This window comes from Levilactobacillus mulengensis (assembly GCF_003946045.1).
Lineage (GTDB): Bacteria > Bacillota > Bacilli > Lactobacillales > Lactobacillaceae > Levilactobacillus > Levilactobacillus mulengensis.
Window position 1 is genome coordinate 117,018 of record NZ_RHNW01000007.1, and the last position, 17,428, is coordinate 134,445.

Sequence of the window (17,428 nt, forward strand, 5' to 3'; positions counted from 1 at the left end):
AGGAAATACTCATGAAAGTACTAGTTACTGCATCATTCGGTCACATCGGTCAAAAGGTAATTCCCTTATTGGCTCAAAACAACGTCGATGTCGTGGCAGTCGACCCGGACCCCACCAACGAGGCGGCTTTGAAAAAATTAGGCGCTAGCCAAGTCATCATTGGTGACCTGCGTCGTGACGAAATCATCGACCAGGCCGTTACCGGCGTCGACAAGGTTCTGTTAATTTTACCAGACGCCCTCGATGGCATGGTTCCCATGACCGAACGACTCATTACTGCCGCCGAAAAGGCCAACGTCACCCATTTCGTCTTCTCCTCCTGCCTGAACACGGTCATGGAATTAGCCCAACACTGGGAAAAATACGAAATCGAAGACCGACTGATGGGATCAATCCTGAATTACACTATCACCAAGCCTAGTGGCTACCTGGAAGGCCACTTCCCCGCTGGTGCTGACAGCATCTTTGAAACCGGCGTGCTGACCACCTTCATCAAGGTCGACCAGCCCTCTAACCTGATCAGTCTTAATGATATCGCAGCCGCCAACGTCAAAATCCTACTGAGTGATGATGACTATTACGCCTGCTCCCTGGATCTCTGTTCCAAGGGCAACCGGACGACCCGCGAATATGCGCAGGAAATCTGTGACAAGACCGGGAAACAGCTCAAAATCAATTTGATTCCGGTCCCCGATTTCCCTTCCGTACACGCCAACGATCAATTTGGCCGAATTGCCACCTATCACGGCAACCACCCGTACAAGGGTAACCCGCTGGACTTCAACGCCCTGATGGGTCGGCCAGCCAAAACCTTTAGTGAGTATGTCGATGAGGTTTTAGCCGTTAAACATTAAGCGCAAATAAGCGCCCCCGTTGCCAACTTGGCAGCAGGGACGCTTTTTGTTTACCACTATGTAGCCCAACAGAAATCAGGTCTGCTCAACGCTGATTTACCGCAACCGCACTAACCCCTTAACAAAGTAAAACACGCCGCCCCAAAACAGCAGGAAGCAGACCCACCAGAAAACACTGGTTAGCCGAAATGGCAGGATATTCCAAATCATTAAAAACATAATCAGGAGTCCGCTCCAAAAATCCAATGAATGCACAAAACGTCGATTAAATTGCATGGCTCCTCCTACTTTTTCTGCCGACTGGGGGTGACAAACATCCCCCGCGACAACTCGTACACGCCGACAATGACTAAAATACCCGAGATAAGCCACTCAAATACGCTATTCCCGGTCAAGGGTGAGAACCCCCACCCACTCAAAACTAGGGCCACGATGCCACCCCAAAAATTCGATGAACGATAAAATTCTTTATTAAACGTCACGCTGATTCCGCCTTCCACTGACTGTTACCTCTTATTCTAGCACTAATGAACAGGGGATTAACTAGCAATCATTGACACACTGGCCAGTTAGGCCGAAGATGAACGTATGTCGTTATTTCTGGCACGGATTTTTAGGTGATTGTGCGCTTCCGGTCATCACTAGCAAACAATGCCGACTCACATCCGCTATTTTATCGGCCTGATCAGGCCTGTTTTCTGAAAGGAAGCTAATCGCGTGGATATTGCGCAACTCTCGAACCAAATCATCCTCATGTTCATCCTCATGGCGGTCGGCCTGCTGACGAACAAACTCGGCTTCATGCACGGGCAAACGGCGACCGACCTCACCAACATCCTGCTCTACATCGTGTCACCCTGCCTCATCGTAAACGCCTTTGAACAGCGGTTCTCCGCTAGCCGCCTGCAGGCCCTCGCCATGGTCATGTTGGGCATTCTCCTGACGTACGCCGTCATGGTCCTGGTGACCAACCTAGTCTTCAAACGAATCGCGGACACCAACCTACAGCGCATCATGCGTTTCGGGGCCGTGTACTCCAACGCTGGCTTCATGGGCGTGCCACTGGCCAGCGCCCTCTTTGGTAGCACCGGTGTCTTCTTCGCCGTAGCCTCACTAGCGGGCTTCAACCTGTTCTGTTGGACGCACGGGATTGCCCTCTTCACCCCGAAACAGCCGGGAGACCGCCACGTCAACTGGCGCCAGATTCTACTCAATCCCAATATCATTGCGATTGTTGTGGGGCTGATCATTTTCGTCAGTGCCGTCCACCTGCCAAGCCTGCTCAACCAAACCATCACCGACGTCAGCTCCATCAACACGCCACTATCGATGATTGTGATCGGGAACAGCCTGGCCGCGGTTAAACTCAACCGGCAAACGCTGGACCCCCGCCTCTGGCGGCCGCTGCTGTTACGCAATTTATTATTTCCAATTATCAACATTTTAATTCTGCGGGCATTTGGCGTCAGTGGAATTCCACTCTACACGACCGTGCTGATGGCCGCCTGCCCGGTTGCCGGTAACGTGGTCCTGTTTACGCTCAAGGCCCACGGCGATACCACGCCGGCCGTTACCCTGATGAGCCTCTCAACGATTTTATGCATGGGCACGATTCCCTTAGTTTTCGCCCTCAGTAATTTCCTTTAACGAAAAAAATGGTGCCTGACCAACTTGGTCGGACACCATTTTATTTAGCATTTGTTTAACGTTCTGCCTTTGGTAAGCGTAAGGCAATCAGGAAACCAATCAAGGCCAGGATAAACGTGAAGTAGAATCCATAGTGGGCCCCGTTCACAAAGGCACCGGCGGCGTTGGTCGTCCCCTTAGCCAGGTAAGCGGCTTGGCCGATACCCAGTAAGCTGGTAGCAATCGCGGTACCAATGGCCCCAACGACCTGTTCAAAGGTGTTCATGATGGCACTCCCATCGGCGGCGATTGGACCAGTCAGAGCGTTTAACCCGTGTGTCTGGGATGGTGACATCGCTAACGGTGCCCCAACCATCAACGTCACGTGAGCCAGGATAACGTACCAAATGGCTGAATGCGTTGAAGTTAAGGCTAACATCAAGGCACCAATCATCAAAATAATAAAGCCGATTCTGACGGGAATTCGTGCACCGATATGGTCATACAGCCGCCCAGAAAGAGCCGAAACGATTGCGTTGACGATACCACCTGGGAACATAATGATCCCCGTCAACGCAACCGGTACCAACAGACCCTTTTGAATATACATAGGTAATAGATACATTGCGGAAAGAATGATACCGAAGTCAATCATCACCAGGATGGTCCCAATACGAAAACCAGGGATAGCAAATGCCCGCAAATTCAAAATGGGTTTTTCCACCGTTAGTTGACGATGCGTATACCACGCTAAGACAACAATCCCCAGAACCAAGGCACCAATCACAATTCCTGAGCCCCAGCCGCGATCACTCGCAAAACTAACCCCCAAAACCAAGCTCCCAAAACCAATCGTCGACAGGATAATTGAGAGAAAATCTACTTTGGGGCGGGTGACTTCAGCAATATTTTTCAGTGAGGTCACTGCAAAAATAAAGGCAATCACCAGTAGTGGCACAAATAACCAGAAAATCCATCGCCAGGAAGCGACACCCAAAATCAAACCAGCCAGGGTCGGTCCTAGTGCTGGTGCGAACATGATAACCAGTCCAACCATTCCCATGGCTGCCCCAAGTTTGTAAGGTGGGAAGATTTGCATCGCCACCGTAAACATCAGGGGCAGGATTAACCCGGTCGCAATCCCTTGGATCATCCGCCCAAATAACAAGACGCCAAATCCGGGTGCCGAGGCAGAAATAACCGCCCCGACGATGAAATCAATCAAAGCAAACAGGATAACCTGCCGCGTCGTAAACCATTTCGTAATAATACTGGAGAGTGGCAGAACCACCCCAACCATTAACATATATCCGGTCACCAGCCATTGAATCGTGGCCGTTGACACGTTTAACTGCGTCATCAACTGGGGTAAGGCAATGTTCAAAGATGTTTCAGAAAACATCCCCACAAATCCCCCAATAAGCATCCCCATAATTGCAAGCATGGGGTGGGCAACCTGTACCCGCGCATGCTTCGCCATTTCTGGTTGGTTATTTTGAACTGAATCCATTTGTTTTCACACTCTCTTTCACGAATAGTCACAATGGATTACTCTACCAGAAAAAAAGCGTCTTCGTAAGTAAAACTTTTAATATTTTTTTTAATTCTCATTTTTTGCGGTGACAATTTTCCGTAACAAGTAACCTATTTTCCCTTAATGGCCGCAATCTGTTCCCGGAGTTCCTTCAACCGTTGGGTATCGAGCTCCGGGGCCATCATCACCTGGTCGTATTCAAATTGGAGCCGTGGTAGATCACTAGCGGGGACGCCCTTAGCCGTCTTGGCCGGGTCCGTTAGCTGATGATCTGCCATGACCAAGGTCCGTGTCGCCACGTGTTGGCGGAATTCCTGGTCATGCGCCACGAACAAGACGGTGCCGGGATAGCCAATCAGATAGTCTTCCAGTGCCCGTAAGGCAGGTAAGTCTAAATAGTTCGTGGGTTCGTCCAGAATCAACAGGTTGCTGGCACTGACCAGGATGGCTAACAGTTGCAGCTTAACCTGTTCGCCCCCACTGAGGTCGCCAACTAACCGGTCGTAAAACCGGGCCGTTAACCCAAAGGCGCCCATCACCTGACGCGTCCGGTTGCCATCAAGCGCCGTCGCGGCCGCCATCACCTGCCACACGGTCTTCGTCGCGGGCAGCTCTGTCATGTCCTGATGAAAGTACCCGACCCGCGCGCTAGGCGCCAAACGGGTGTTGGGCGCGTGAGCTAAAATGGCCTCAATCAATGTCGACTTGCCACAGCCATTAGGGCCGGCCAATGCAACCCGTTCGCCCGGCGTCACACTGAAACGAGCATGCTGCAGCAGGTCATGCTTCCCACGCTTGAGGTGCAGGTCTTCCACCGCAATCAGGCGTTTACCGGTCACGGGGGGTAAATCCGTGGCCACCAGCTTCAAAGCCGCCGTCTCGTGCGGTTTGACCGTCGTCGTTTGCCGTTCAGCTCGGTCGCGTAAGGCGCGGGCCCCACGCTCCATCTTGCCGGCGTTCTGTTCACGAACCGATTGCGAGTTTGCCCGTTCCGCAGCGCTCATACTCCGACTGCCCTTACGGATTCGCGCGGCCTTTTCATGCCGCGCCTGTACGGCCAGCCGGAGCTTACGCCGCTCGTTCTGTTCATTTTGATACTGGCTCCGGATATTCTCCCGCCGCTGTTCCCGGTACGTTTCAAACTTGGTGAAGCTCCCATTATATTGGGTGTACACGTGATCCTCGAGGGACCAAATCTGTGTTGCCACGGCCGTCAAGAGTTCCCGGTCATGGGAAATGATGATCAGCAAGCCAGAGAAATGTTGTAGCTGACCAATTAACCAGCTTTGGTGTTCGTCATCCAGGTTGGCGGATGGTTCATCTAAAATCAACAATTCTGGCCGTTGCGCCATCGCCCGACGAATCCGGTCCAGCATGCTTTGCCCACCAGAACGACCCGCGTTCGGGGCAATCTGCGGCACTAAAATAGCGGTATCCGTGACGGTCCGTTGACCGGTGAAGTCCGTATCCGTGCCACAAATAATGTGGGCCAGCGTACTCTTTCCAGTCCCGTTGGCGCCAATAATCCCAACCCGGTCACCGGATTGAGCGGTTAAATGTTCCGCGGTAAATAACGTTTCTCCCGCAACTGTTTTCGTTAAATTATTTAAGGTAAGTTGTGTCAAAAAGTCGTCCCCCTTTTGAAAGCAGGGATTGCCGGTACAAAAATAGTGGCCGCATTTCCCGTCCGGAAATGGCGCCCACTGGTTGCGTTTGGCAACTCAGTCAATGCACCATCAATCCCAATTGCAGGCCCACTCCACCCCTTGCAGGTGGTGAAGCTGACTGACATTTGTGGATTGATTAGTTGCGCATCGGCTGAATACCTCGTTCTTTCTTAGATTACCAACAGAATAGCACAGGCCTTATTTTTTGACAAGTGATTTTCTTTTGGCTTTGTTTACATTGCCGTTTCCGACGGCGAATTCAAAGTGCCCTGCTGTGGGGAACGGTCCCAGCCTTAGGAGCGGTCTGGGACCTCGCTTTTGAGCCAAAAAACGGTCTCAAAAGTCGTCCCGTGCTCTAGGCTGGAAAGCCCCCCCCAGCCAAGACCACCGACACAGCTGGTCACCTTGATTCGCCTCTGGTCACTCAGACTAGCAATATCACTTTATACCTGTGTAGTCACGCCTGTGCTCACCGGCTTCCGAGCTTACTATTCTGAATCTAACTCAGCCCAAACCCAATAAACACGCTATCCGTAAATAACGCCTTAGCTATCTACGCTTCCCAACCTGTACCGTCACAATCATCTTCATTCGAAATGGCTAAGGATAAGACTCACGAAAAAATCACAACATTCCTACCCAATTTCGAGTACACTGGGAGTAATCAGATTGTTTTGAACGGAGGCTCTTTTTATGCAACCCTTACGCATTTTATTCATTTCCATCGAGGGGAATACCCGCAACTTTGTCACGAACTTGACCGCTTATGCGGCGCAACAACACGCTGCGAACCCTAACCTGCCAACCATTGGTGCCTTGGAGATCAGTGAAGTCAGCGACTTTGTAGATGAAACGCAACCCTACTTCTGCTTCGTGCCCACCTACCTGAACGGTGGCAACGGCATTGATAACGGCGTTAAGGAACTGATGACCAACGTTATGGGTGAGTACATTGCCTACAACCATAACGCACAACAGCTGCTCGGCGTCGTCGGTAGTGGTAATCGTAATTTTAACGAGCAGTATTGCTTAACGGCTAAACGGTACGCAACGCAATTCAACGTGCCCTTCGTGGCTAGCTATGAACTCCGGGGCGTTCCTCGTGACGAGTCCCGGGTCTACGACGCCCTCGTCGCCCGGGCACGGGAGGTGGCTCAAGCATGATCAATCCTACACTAAACACCCTGTTGGACCACCGCAGTATTCGTCAATTTACTGGTGAGAAGCTGACCGCTGCCGAAGTTGAGACACTCGTTAACGCCGCGCAACACGCCGCAACCAGTACCTTTTCCCAACAGTACAGCATCATCAGCGTTACCGACCCACAAAAGCTGGCCGTCCTGGGTGAAATCACCGGGCACCACTGGTTAGAAAAGGCCGGTCACTACTTCTTGATGGTCGCTGATCAATATCGTAACGCACAGTTGGCCCCAAAAAATGAGCGGACCGCAACCAACCTTCGGAGCACGGATAAACTGCTGGCCGGTATTTTTGACGCCGCTATTGCCACCGAGGCCATGGTCACGGCTGGCGAAAGTTTGGGCTTGGGAAGCACCGTCATGGGCAGTATCCTCAACGATACGTTGCGGGTCATCTCACTCTTTGATTTACCCGAGCTGACCTTCCCGGTTCTGGGCCTAGCCGTGGGTCATCCCGCTGAAAAGCCGGAACAAAAACCCCGACTTCCCAAGGAATTGATTCACTTCACCAACGCCTATCAACCAATTGTCGCCACTGATCCAGTTTTAAAAACTTACAATCGGTTGATTACGTCCTACTATCACGACCGTGGCTCTAACCAGCGCGACGAAACATTTACGCACCACATCGTCCGCGAAATGAGCCGTGACCCGAAACAGCGTGAAGAAATTTTAGTGGCCCTCATCCAACAAGGCTTTTCGCTGGAGGCTGCCCACTAACCACAATCATTCAAATTAAGGGGACTGGGATACGCTCTCAGTCCCTTTTTACTGTCCCACTTAAAGTCATGCTATATCGGTCGTAAACGCCGTCCGCAGAGTCTCACCGTCAACTCGCTGATGGGTAAAAATCGTGGGCTGCTCCGTCATCGCGGAAATACCTTGGCGCAAGGTGCTTTCACCTCGATAGTTTTTCTCCGCTAGACACCGTTGCTGCGGGTCCGTCTGGCTGCTTAATAGGACCTCATGGCCCGTTGAGAAGAGCAGCTGACTGTGGTTCACGTCGGACGCCACTAGGGCCAGTAAAGCCGTCGCCACCTCTGGCCGGACAGCACTCGCAAACTCATCGGCAATCACCGTTTGCGGGTTCTTGGCAATCTGGGCAGTGATGAAAGCCAATCCCGCGGTCACTAGTTGCTGAGTCCCGGTTGAGGCCTGGCGCAGCGGGAGTTCGGCCACATCGACGACCTCACCCTCTTCATCGTATTTTTCATAGAGCAGCGCCAGGTCTGGCCGGGTAAACCGCGACCCATCTAGAAACTGGAGGGCCAGCTGTCGTTGGGTCACACCCGCCACCTCACTGCCCACAGCGTGTAAGAACTGCGTCAACTGGGGAATCAGCCAGTCATCCAGCACCAGATCCGTTCGCGGACGGTCGCCCAGGACCACTAAATCTTCCGCAAACCAGCTGAAGACGGCGATTGCCGGTTGGTAATTGGCTGCTTGGAGGGTTTGCAGAAAGAGCGCGTTGGGTCGTGTGTTAGCGGCCGCTTGCTTCTGCCCGGCTGGTACACAAACGATACCGCCATTTTGCCGTAAGAACAGCCGCTGTGACTGACCACCCGGCAGAAGAACAGCTAATTCTTCGCTCAGAATCCGTGTGGCATCGTAACTCAGCGCGTACCGATAGCGACTCCCACCGCGTTCTAGCGTCACCGCAAACTGCGTGGGAAGGCCATCACTAGTCGTGTCGAAAGCGAATGGCTGATAGGGTAGACAATCCGTAATCTGTTCCGTGGGGACCACCACCAGCTGTTGTAACAGGGTTAAACCGGCGAGCACGGCACTTTTCCCAGCACCGTTGAGTCCTGACAGGGCCACCCATTTCAAATCAGCGAGTGAGAGCGTAGCGGCTTCCTTGTACGACCGAAAATTTTGGAGCGTGAATGCAATTAGCATGGCGAGACCTCCCCTTTTTCTAACAGGTTACGCCACTTCACCAATTTCACAACGAATTTCACTCCAAATCAGCAAATCCGTCATTGCGATTTTAATAAGACGTTCAACCATAAATATCGTTGTGAAAATGCCGTTGCCATAAGGTTTCTAATGGCCCCCCAACATAAAAATGGACTGCCATTACGGCAGTCCATTTCCAATTTATTATTCCGCCTGGTCCGCCGCAACAATCTTGGCGACCCGGTGTTCGTGAATAGCAATGTAGAGTAACAGCAGCAGTGCCAACCCGGCAGCCGAGTACAACACGGTGTTGCTGGCGATCCAACCAAATTTGGCAACCAGAATCCCAATCAATGCAGTGGCCAAGGTTTCACCGAAGATATATTGGAAGAAGCCCATGAACCCGGTTGAGGAACCCACGGCAAACTTTGGCACAGCTTCGTTGACCATCAGGCCGACCAGGGTCAGTGGCGCGTAAATCAGGCTCCCCATGATCAGTAGAACCACGATGATAGCAATGTGGCTGGTACTGAAGAAGTAGGTTGTCAGGCAAATCAATAATCCAATTACACAACCGATGCAGACCAGCGCCCGGCGGTCCTTTAACAGGTCGGAGATGGCTCCCATCAAGATAACGCCTGGGACGGCGGCCAGTTCAAAGATACCGACCAACCATTTGGCAGTCCCGGGGTCGAAGCCCTTGAACTGGGTCAAATAGCTGGGAATCCAACTCATGATCCCGTAACGCACGAGGTAAAGTGACATGGAGGTCAACGTGATGGCCCACACAATTTTGTTCGTTAAGATATATTTGACAAAAATCTGCCAGAGAGACAGGTCGGTCAGTTCAGCGGCCGTGGCTTTCCCATCATCCAATACAACTTCGTCACCGGTATGTTCCCCAACACTTGGGAGACCCACCGTGGCGGGCCGGTCAGCTCCAGCGAACACGATAAAGATAGCAATAATAATGGAAACGACGGAAGCCGTGTAGAAGACGGCCGCAATCGAGCCGGTAAACATCAATGTTGCCAGTTGCACAACGGCCACGCAGACGAACGCTCCAGCATTATGTGCAGAGGACCAAACGGCGTAGACGGTCCCCCGCCATTTCTTCCCCCACCAGAGTTGAACGGTCCGTTGACAAGCAGCGGCACCCATCCCTTGGGCGACGGACATCACCAACATCAGAAACATCATCATGTACAGGTTGCGCGTTGCACCCAACCCCAAATTTAAAATGGCTGAAACAAATAACCCAGTTGCTAAGTACCACTTGGGATTACTCTTGTCACTGAGCGCCCCCATGAATAATTTCGAAATCCCGTAGCCAATCCCAAAGCAGGACATGACCAGCCCGATATCAGCGGTGGTAAACCCATACGCCTTCATGATATCGTTCTGTTCCGTCGTGAAGATCAGCCGAATAATGTAATAACCAATGTAACCAATACAAATTGAGAGCAAGACACCCGTTTGCCGCCAACGATAAGTTCCCTCGATTTTCTCAGCAGGAACCTTCACCTTAGCGTCTGGAGCTGGTTTCAGAAAAGAAAACATAAGCTCATCCCCTACGAAATTGTGTTAGTGAACATTTGTACAACTTCAATGTACACCGTGCCCATTATCACGTCAATGTAAACCCTTACATTTCTTTAGAAGTGACCCTTATTTTCGAAAGAAAGTTTTAGACCTGGCTAAGGAAACCAGTTGAGTCAAGTGTCTGCACATAATTGCATTAATCCGTGAGACCAGACCGTAGAAGTTGGACCTGAGGAGAACTCAGGTGGCTGTTTTTAGAGAATAAAACAGGAGGTAAGTCTGATATACTCCCAGACTTACCTCCTGTTTGACTGCATAACCTGAATCACGCAACGCTATAGACTAAGTGAACCCGATAAGCGGATGACCCTTTTTCTGGCTGATTGACCGCAAGCGTATTAATATTTATCCAGCCATTGTTTGCGTCGAAGACTGTTTTTACCTGATAGTACCGCCAAGCAGATTTACCAGAATAATCCTCTCTCTGATTTTCGTTTAGCCTCTTAGGCGTTTCGGTTAAAGCAATCACCGGATGACCATTTTTTAAAATTGCCAAGCGTACGGCATTTTGCGGCGTATTAGGGAGTAGCCGCACACCAGCGCTACCAATCAGCGCGAGTATCACTAAAATTGAAATGATAACAACGCCACTTTTTTTCATAACAGTCTTCCTTATTAAAGCAAAATGTGAAAAAAGTAAAACAAACTAAGCCAAAATCAACGACCAGTCCAAACGTTCCAAACCAGTGTCAGCCGGACGGGGGCTCAAAATAGGCTCAGCCGTGGGATTTACTGGGCAGCGCCCAGTAAATGGCGACTTTGAGACTCGGTTTCCAGAGGCTCAAAGCGAGCCTAAAGACCGCCTCACAGGCTTTAGGCGTCCTGCCCACAGCGTTCCGGCCTATTTTGAGCCCCCGGGAGGCGAAACAAAAACACTATTTAGAAAGTTTAGCCTGGTTCCGGCGGTTACAGAGGAGAACGGCCCCCAATGCCACCAACATCAAAGCCGTCACCGACCAGAACAATGATTGGTAACTGCCATACTCAATGATCATCCCACCGTACAGCGGCCCCACGGCCCGGCCGAAGGAAATCGCCATATTATAGATACCTTGGAATTTTCCCTTATCATTGTCCCCCGCCAGGCCATCGATCCATGCGGGAATCCCTGGAAAACCGGTCATTTCACCTAAAGTTAAAATCACCATGGTAATCACGAACATTGCGTAACTCTTGGCAAAAACTAACAGCAGGAACGAGAGAATGAAAACTAGCGTGCCGACCCAAATCTGAGAACTCAGTTTAAAGTCTGCGGCTAAGCGATTTACGATGGGTTGGCCAAAGACAATCATCAAGCCATTTAGCGTCCACAACAGACTGTATTTTTCAAAGGAGATGCCGAGTCCGGTCATGTGCACGGAAATCACACTTTCCCATAAGGAATAACTCATGTAGAGGGCGAAGACTAGCGCACTAATCAGCCAGATCAGGTTAAGTTGCGCCGGCTTGGCCGGTCCCTTGGCGTGCGCATACGTCTTCTTTTCAATCTTGGCCCGGAAGTCAAAGAGGAAGATCAACAGCAGCGCCAAATAACTGAGCGCCGCCACCCCGAAGACCAGTGTGACCCCGTGTTTCATCAGGACTCCGACCATCAGCGTACCGATGACGACCCCTAAGTTCATCCCAATATAGAGGTAATTGAAAACTTTGCGACTCTCCACCGACTTGACCGTGGCCGCAAAGGAATTCACGACCGTCATGACGATGCCGTCACCTAAACCGATGAACAGCAGCATGATGCCAAAGACCGGCCAGCCATGGAAAAAGATCAGCAGCGTCATCGGGATAAAGGAACACAGCGTGCCCACGATACTCGATAAAAACGGCGACCAATTGTCAAAGAGCCAGCCGCCCAGCCAATTTCCTAAAATCATACATAGTGACATCCCCAGCAAGGCAATCCCCGCCAGCGTCAGCGTTTGGTGTAACTGATCGTGCATGTAAACCGTGGTCAACGGCCACATACACGCGGCCGCGGCGTTAAGGAGTAGCGTTGCCGCTACAATACCAGGCATACTCACTTCTCGTTTGGTTTTCCACATTTAGCGTCCCTCACTTATTTTCAATCTGTCTTCATTGTCGCACAGATAAAAAATTTCCGAAACTCTTACCCGTTCAAAATGGGATTAAACCGCTGTTTTATGAGCAAATTGCTCATTTTCTACAAAAAAATTTCTATCTTTTCCGTCAACTTGATTTGAGTCAAGTTCTTTTCCTCCGGTCGCCCGTATACTAAGTCATGTAATCAAGGCAAACGAAAAGCCGAAGGAGGTTTTCATTATGAGTAAAGTAACCATGAAGTTAGACGATCTGACCTGCCCCTCTTGCATGACCAAGATCGAAGGCGCGCTGAGCAAGAAGGACGGCGTGAAGAACGTCAAAGTCCTGTTCAATGCCAGCAAGGTCAAAGCCGAATTCGACGACGCCACCGTTTCCGCCGAAGATTTAGCGAACACCGTGACCGACTTAGGCTACGCCGTTCAAAGTAGTAAAGTTAAAGCTCTTTAAGCCAATAGGAGGTTTTCAATTATGAGTAAAGTAACCATGAAGTTAGACGCATTGACCTGCCCCTCTTGCATGACCAAGATTGAAGGCGCACTGAGTAAGAAGGACGGCGTGGAAAACGTCAAGGTCCTGTTCAACGCCAGCAAGATCAAAGCCGAATTCGACGACAGTGCTGTTACCGCTGAAAGCCTGGCGGACACCGTCACTGACCTCGGCTACGTCGTCAAGAGTTCCAAAGTCAAAGCCCTTTAATCCCTGACCCCTAAATTTGAAAGGAAGTCCATCTAATGACCACTACAACTATGAGTATCGAAGACCGTTACGCTGCCGAACAAGCTCAAACCGACCACGACCATCACGTCCCAACGGCCGGCGCCATGACCAACCACATCTTGTCTAACCTGCACATCTCTATCGTTAAGTTCCACCAAGTTCGGTGGTCCGTCAAAGGTCCGTTGGCCTTAAGCGTTCGCCAGTTATTGGCCGGCTACATCGACACTTACCGTAAGCAGTTTGACGCCTTAGGTGAACTGCTCTTGGATGAGGGCGAAATTGTTTCGACCACGACCAAGGAATACCACGACTACAACATGCTGCAAGAAGGCGGCGACAAGAAGTACCTCAACGCCGAAGACCAAGTCAGTGAGCTGGTCCACGACGCCGATACCCACAACCTCTTCATCGACCGGGCCATCAAGCTCGCCGAAAAGGAAGAACGCCCAGCCCTGGCTAGCTTCTTAACTGACCTGCGCGGCACCAACAACCACATCATCCGCGAACTCCAAGCCGTTCTGGGCAATGACGCCCGGGATGGGTTGGATGGAGAAGACGATGAGGATGACGAAGACTAGAGTGCGGAGCGGGGCGCTTAGGTCCTGAGCATTAACGTCGGTTCAGTGATGACCCCGAACTTGGGTCATTGCTGAATCGGGGTTAAGCGCAGGGACCTGCCCCGCGGAGCACGTTTCAAAGGCCGCCAGTACCAGGATAGTTCCGCGAAGAACCAGTCCCACGAACCGAACTACGGCAAGTGAACTGTCTCAAAAACGAAAACGCCCCAAGCCAATATCACACCGGGCCCCGCACTGGTGCCCCTATCATCACTTACCACCATCAAATTTCACTTACACCAAGTTTCACCCTGCGAGAAAGGGCGACTGTCAGCACACTGCGAGGTGCTGGCAGCCGCCTTTTTATTTACTATTTACCACGTAATATTTATTTTGTTATGCCAGCGATTTTCTATTTGACGACATCATCCCCATTTGCTAGGCTAGCTTTAAACTAGCACACGTCTAAGGAGGCTGCCGCCATCAAAAACAACCTACTGACCCTACTCGAACTGGTTATCGCCATACTTATCACCTTCAAGCTCTTCGCGTGGCTCAGCAATCAGGTCTTCACGTTAGGCGCTGGTCCGTCGCTACTACTGAGTCTATTACTCCTGCTGATTTTCTGCATCGTCACGTACGAGATCATTCATTTCTTTGTGCGCCGCCTACTTAAAAAATAAGATTTACTCTTAGCTGAAATAAAAGCAAGACACCTGTCAGTCCAGTCTCCAACTGGAGGAGCTGATAAGTGTCTTGCTTTTATTCTCTTAAATTCTCAAAACAACTTGGGTTTTTCGTTTAAAAGAACATTTAAAAATCGTTCAGCCAATTGTGAACTTCCAAATTCTAAAGCTGAGTTTTCCTGGGCACTAAACAGCAACTGCTGATAATCAACCCAAACAGATTTCTTATCAATAATCAATGCGTTCAATACCTGCGGGCTTTCGACAACTTCTACATCAGGCAACGCCTGATATGACGATATAACTTTAGGTGAAGACACCACGGTTACCTTAGGACCCTTCAGTCGTTTCACAAAGCCCACAATGGCAGGATGGTCTGTTGTTACACCAATTACAACACCTGTTTCACTATTTTTCACATCAGCCTGTAACTTACCTAATGCCGGCTTACCACTCCTAATCTGCACAACAGATTGTTTTTCACCAGACTGTATTTGGTACTGAAGTTCTCGGTAAGTCTTTTGACGCTTCTGGTACATTTTTTCAAGCATTGGAACAAACAAATCAACATAATCGTAAACGACTAAGTCCGTCTTATTCTCCAGGTCACGATTAAGTCGTCCTAAATACTGTTCAACACTACCTTTCCAAGAAACTGGCATCGCCAGTAATAACGTATCAATAGAATGTACGTCAAAACCTTCACCCACAAAACTACCAGTAGCCAAAATTACATAAGGAGATTGACAACGTTTGATTTCATCAATATTTCGCTGATTCTCTTTGTTTTTTTAATGCCCCGACAGCTCGAAAACAGTTATCTCAGACCATCTGGCTAACGCCATTTTTAAGACATCAATTTGCTCCAATCTTTGCGTCAGTACTAATTGATGCTTGTTTTGCTTGAAATTTTCTAATATATCATTCACAATCAACCGATTTCGATCCTGATCCTTTATCATAGCCTCATAGTTATCCTGCATACTATTTTGACTCATCACACCACCATTTAATTCACCCAAACCCGTGGGTCTTAGTACAACAGTCCGTGTCGTTGTCAGCAATTGATGCTCATCAGTTTTGGCCGTACGATAGGCAATCTTCCCTGCGCGCATAAAAATAATTGGATCCCAGCCATCTCGCCGATAAGGTGTTGCAGATAATCCATATACATAACGTGCTGGTGACTGTTTAATGACATCGTCAAAGGTAACGGCCGCCAAATGGTGCACCTCGTCAATAATAACCATGCCATAATGCTGCAAGAATTCTGGTAGATTTTTCATGCGGCTTAGTGTCTGAACCGTTGCCACATCTACTAATCGGCTAACTGATTTGTGCCCACTAAAGTATGTGCCAATGATTGATTTTTTCTTCTTCCGTCCTGTTTTAGTTAATTCAACCCAAGGTTCATCGGTAATTTCCAAAAAATGAAGAAGCTGTTTTTGCCACTGATTAGCTAACTCCCGATTATTCACGATAACCAATGTACTTACTGCTTTTTCTGCAATCATGCTTGCCGCAATGACTGTCTTACCAAATCCTGTTCTTGCAGCCAAAACTCCCATTCGCTGTTTCAGTAACGCCTCTTGTGCTGTGAGTTGTTCTGACCGTAGTTCACCCGTAAATTGTACGTGCAAAGAACTACCACTTTCGGTTTTATCTATAAAGTTCGGCTGTGGTAACCGGGCAGCCAAAAACCACTCAACACCACGAGGTAATACTAAGTATTTGCCTTGATGACTAGCCAATGATACGTATCGTGGTGTATCCCAAGTGCTTAACCGTTGTTTTTGTTTTTTATAGAAATCAGGATTGTCAAAAGTTGCTGCCCAACGTAGCGCATTAATTTGCCGCGAGTTCAAATCAGCCATGTCTATATAAAGTTGATCACTCCGAATAATCTTTATGCCCGTCTTGATGGTTAACAAGTCATCTTTTAATAAATCTGGCTCATAAGTATCTAACTGCTGAAAAAGCCGGAACGTATTTCCTTCTTCCAACTTGCCAATCGCTTCTTTAACTCGTCGTTCATCCATCAATTTTATCTGTGCCAGAAACTCCCACTGATTTTTATACGGTTTAAAGTCCTCATCGATAAATAAGCTGTTTCCTAGTTTCATTCGTTGATACTGCAAGGGAGCTGCAATTAGGTTGCCAAACCCTTTCTGTGTAAGATGATTCTGACTGGGAAAGAGCCGATCAAATGCTGAAAAGGAAATACTGGTATTGATTGCCATTGCGCGTTTCAAAATTGCCTGCCCAAACTGCCGAGCCAGCTCGGCCGCCATCTTGTGAGCAAAGAAAACCCACAAATGGGCACCATTTCCTGATTGGGAACGTTCTACCGCAATTGGAATCTCGAATTGGCGACAGACCTTTGACAATGATTTCGTTATTTCTTTCCAATTATGTTTATCAATATCGATAACCAGAAAGTTACACGTGTCATCCCGTAATAACGGATAGATACCAATGAAAATTTTCCCTTGTAAATGTTCCTTCACAACTTCATCAGTTAATGGCAGTAAATCATCCCGATTAGGACGCCCATCGATGAACCCCGTAGCTGGACTATAAACATCCCTCTGAGCTTTCTTATTGTAATACCGCTTGGCATAAATATCCGACCGTCCATTAAAACGGGTACGATAGAGCTTGATTTTCTCCTGCACTGTTAAGCGTGTTTCTTTGGTGGGTGAGTCGACTAAATCCACCCACTGTTCAAAACTAGATAGCGAGTCTACCATGATTTCTTGCGTTTGGCAGTCAATATAAACCGCTTCCTTTTCACCAGTTAGTCGATTCGTGGCAATAGCTTTCAACCGATACTGATTGCCAGCTGTATCCTGATAGCTCCAGTCCAAATGGCATCCCCCTTTAAAATTAAGTAGTTGTCTTGATTTTAACCGATTGAAACCGTTTACGACACCTTTTTAAGTAAATGTGCTGCAAACTTCGGCGCTCTAATATTTTTCGTCAGTTTTCTTCCCATTAACCCAAATAAATCCCAACTGTTTCTCCCA

16 protein-coding genes are annotated in these 17,428 nt (G+C 49.3%); 7 read left to right on the forward strand and 9 right to left on the reverse strand.

The window, feature by feature from the left end; translation table 11 throughout:
• The first annotated feature begins 11 nt into the window (after positions 1-11).
• Positions 12-854, forward strand: coding sequence for an SDR family oxidoreductase (locus tag EKM84_RS08290; RefSeq protein WP_125765296.1), 843 nt, complete (start codon positions 12-14; stop codon positions 852-854).
• Positions 855-1,138: 284 nt separating this feature from the next.
• Here the strand turns inward: EKM84_RS08290 and EKM84_RS08300 are convergent, their stop codons facing one another.
• On the reverse strand, positions 1,139-1,336 hold the full coding sequence (locus EKM84_RS08300) for a hypothetical protein (RefSeq protein ID WP_125765298.1): 198 nt from the start codon (positions 1,334-1,336) through the stop codon (positions 1,139-1,141).
• Positions 1,337-1,571: 235 nt separating this feature from the next.
• Between EKM84_RS08300 and EKM84_RS08305 the strand changes: the two genes are divergently transcribed.
• On the forward strand, positions 1,572-2,501 hold the full coding sequence (locus EKM84_RS08305; RefSeq protein WP_125765299.1) for an AEC family transporter: 930 nt from the start codon (positions 1,572-1,574) through the stop codon (positions 2,499-2,501).
• A gap of 55 nt (positions 2,502-2,556) precedes the next feature.
• Here EKM84_RS08305 and EKM84_RS08310 read toward each other — a convergent pair whose 3' ends face one another.
• Both EKM84_RS08310 and EKM84_RS08315 read right to left on the reverse strand, forming a co-directional pair.
• Positions 2,557-3,990, reverse strand: a complete 1,434-nt coding sequence (locus EKM84_RS08310; protein ID WP_125765300.1) for a DHA2 family efflux MFS transporter permease subunit — start codon at positions 3,988-3,990, stop codon at positions 2,557-2,559.
• Positions 3,991-4,124: 134 nt separating this feature from the next.
• Entirely contained in the window at positions 4,125-5,639 is a 1,515-nt protein-coding gene (locus tag EKM84_RS08315; protein ID WP_125765301.1) for an ABC-F family ATP-binding cassette domain-containing protein, read from the reverse strand.
• Between the two features lie 735 nt (positions 5,640-6,374).
• Here EKM84_RS08315 and nrdI point away from each other — a divergent pair.
• On the forward strand, positions 6,375-6,845 hold the full coding sequence (nrdI, locus tag EKM84_RS08320) for a class Ib ribonucleoside-diphosphate reductase assembly flavoprotein NrdI (RefSeq protein ID WP_125765302.1): 471 nt from the start codon (positions 6,375-6,377) through the stop codon (positions 6,843-6,845).
• Positions 6,842-7,600 (forward strand): nitroreductase family protein, encoded by a 759-nt coding sequence (locus EKM84_RS08325; RefSeq protein ID WP_191988076.1) that lies wholly within the window; start codon positions 6,842-6,844, stop codon positions 7,598-7,600. The genes nrdI and EKM84_RS08325 overlap by 4 nt, the downstream gene beginning before the upstream one ends.
• 66 nt (positions 7,601-7,666) lie before the next feature.
• Here the strand turns inward: EKM84_RS08325 and EKM84_RS08330 are convergent, their stop codons facing one another.
• The 4 genes from EKM84_RS08330 to EKM84_RS08345 all read right to left on the reverse strand — a co-directional run bounded on the left by EKM84_RS08330 (position 7,667) and on the right by EKM84_RS08345 (position 12,423).
• On the reverse strand, positions 7,667-8,779 hold the full coding sequence (locus EKM84_RS08330) for an AAA family ATPase (RefSeq protein ID WP_125765303.1): 1,113 nt from the start codon (positions 8,777-8,779) through the stop codon (positions 7,667-7,669).
• Positions 8,780-8,983: 204 nt separating this feature from the next.
• A complete protein-coding gene (locus EKM84_RS08335) occupies positions 8,984-10,339 on the reverse strand; it encodes an MFS transporter (protein ID WP_125765304.1) in 1,356 nt (451 codons plus the stop codon).
• 307 nt (positions 10,340-10,646) lie between these two features.
• A complete protein-coding gene (locus EKM84_RS08340; protein WP_125765305.1) occupies positions 10,647-10,982 on the reverse strand; it encodes a hypothetical protein in 336 nt (111 codons plus the stop codon).
• 274 nt (positions 10,983-11,256) lie between these two features.
• Positions 11,257-12,423: an MDR family MFS transporter gene (locus tag EKM84_RS08345; protein ID WP_125765306.1), complete on the reverse strand. Its 1,167-nt coding sequence runs from the start codon at positions 12,421-12,423 to the stop codon at positions 11,257-11,259.
• A gap of 238 nt (positions 12,424-12,661) precedes the next feature.
• Here EKM84_RS08345 and EKM84_RS08350 point away from each other — a divergent pair, with 238 nt between their 5' ends.
• From EKM84_RS08350 to EKM84_RS08360, 3 genes are read left to right on the forward strand one after another with little or no spacing between them, the layout of a single operon-like run.
• Complete coding sequence (locus tag EKM84_RS08350) at positions 12,662-12,889, forward strand: heavy-metal-associated domain-containing protein (protein WP_125765307.1); 228 nt, start codon at positions 12,662-12,664, stop codon at positions 12,887-12,889.
• A 21-nt stretch (positions 12,890-12,910) separates the two neighbouring features.
• Positions 12,911-13,138: a heavy-metal-associated domain-containing protein gene (locus EKM84_RS08355; protein ID WP_125765308.1), complete on the forward strand. Its 228-nt coding sequence runs from the start codon at positions 12,911-12,913 to the stop codon at positions 13,136-13,138.
• A gap of 35 nt (positions 13,139-13,173) precedes the next feature.
• Positions 13,174-13,737: a Dps family protein gene (locus tag EKM84_RS08360; RefSeq protein ID WP_125765309.1), complete on the forward strand. Its 564-nt coding sequence runs from the start codon at positions 13,174-13,176 to the stop codon at positions 13,735-13,737.
• Between the two features lie 757 nt (positions 13,738-14,494).
• Here EKM84_RS08360 and EKM84_RS08365 read toward each other — a convergent pair.
• Together EKM84_RS08365 and EKM84_RS08370 are read right to left on the reverse strand one after the other, a co-directional pair.
• Positions 14,495-15,112, reverse strand: a complete 618-nt coding sequence (locus EKM84_RS08365) for a hypothetical protein (RefSeq protein ID WP_164511357.1) — start codon at positions 15,110-15,112, stop codon at positions 14,495-14,497.
• A gap of 81 nt (positions 15,113-15,193) precedes the next feature.
• Positions 15,194-17,269, reverse strand: a complete 2,076-nt coding sequence (locus EKM84_RS08370) for a TOTE conflict system archaeo-eukaryotic primase domain-containing protein (RefSeq protein WP_125765311.1) — start codon at positions 17,267-17,269, stop codon at positions 15,194-15,196.
• Between the last annotated feature and the right edge of the window lie 159 nt (positions 17,270-17,428).

Bases quoted from the DNA above. Each gene is read 5' to 3' on its own strand.
- EKM84_RS08290 (WP_125765296.1), top strand. From the start codon at position 12: ATGAAAGTACTAGTTACTGCATCATTCGGTCACATCGGTCAAAAGGTA.
- EKM84_RS08310 (WP_125765300.1), bottom strand. From the start codon at position 3,990: ATGGATTCAGTTCAAAATAACCAACCAGAAATGGCGAAGCATGCGCGG.
- nrdI (WP_125765302.1), top strand. From the start codon at position 6,375: ATGCAACCCTTACGCATTTTATTCATTTCCATCGAGGGGAATACCCGC.
- EKM84_RS08325 (WP_191988076.1), top strand. From the start codon at position 6,842: ATGATCAATCCTACACTAAACACCCTGTTGGACCACCGCAGTATTCGT.
- EKM84_RS08330 (WP_125765303.1), bottom strand. From the start codon at position 8,779: ATGCTAATTGCATTCACGCTCCAAAATTTTCGGTCGTACAAGGAAGCC.
- EKM84_RS08335 (WP_125765304.1), bottom strand. From the start codon at position 10,339: ATGTTTTCTTTTCTGAAACCAGCTCCAGACGCTAAGGTGAAGGTTCCT.
- EKM84_RS08340 (WP_125765305.1), bottom strand. From the start codon at position 10,982: ATGAAAAAAAGTGGCGTTGTTATCATTTCAATTTTAGTGATACTCGCG.
- EKM84_RS08345 (WP_125765306.1), bottom strand. From the start codon at position 12,423: ATGTGGAAAACCAAACGAGAAGTGAGTATGCCTGGTATTGTAGCGGCA.
- EKM84_RS08350 (WP_125765307.1), top strand. From the start codon at position 12,662: ATGAGTAAAGTAACCATGAAGTTAGACGATCTGACCTGCCCCTCTTGC.
- EKM84_RS08355 (WP_125765308.1), top strand. From the start codon at position 12,911: ATGAGTAAAGTAACCATGAAGTTAGACGCATTGACCTGCCCCTCTTGC.
- EKM84_RS08360 (WP_125765309.1), top strand. From the start codon at position 13,174: ATGACCACTACAACTATGAGTATCGAAGACCGTTACGCTGCCGAACAA.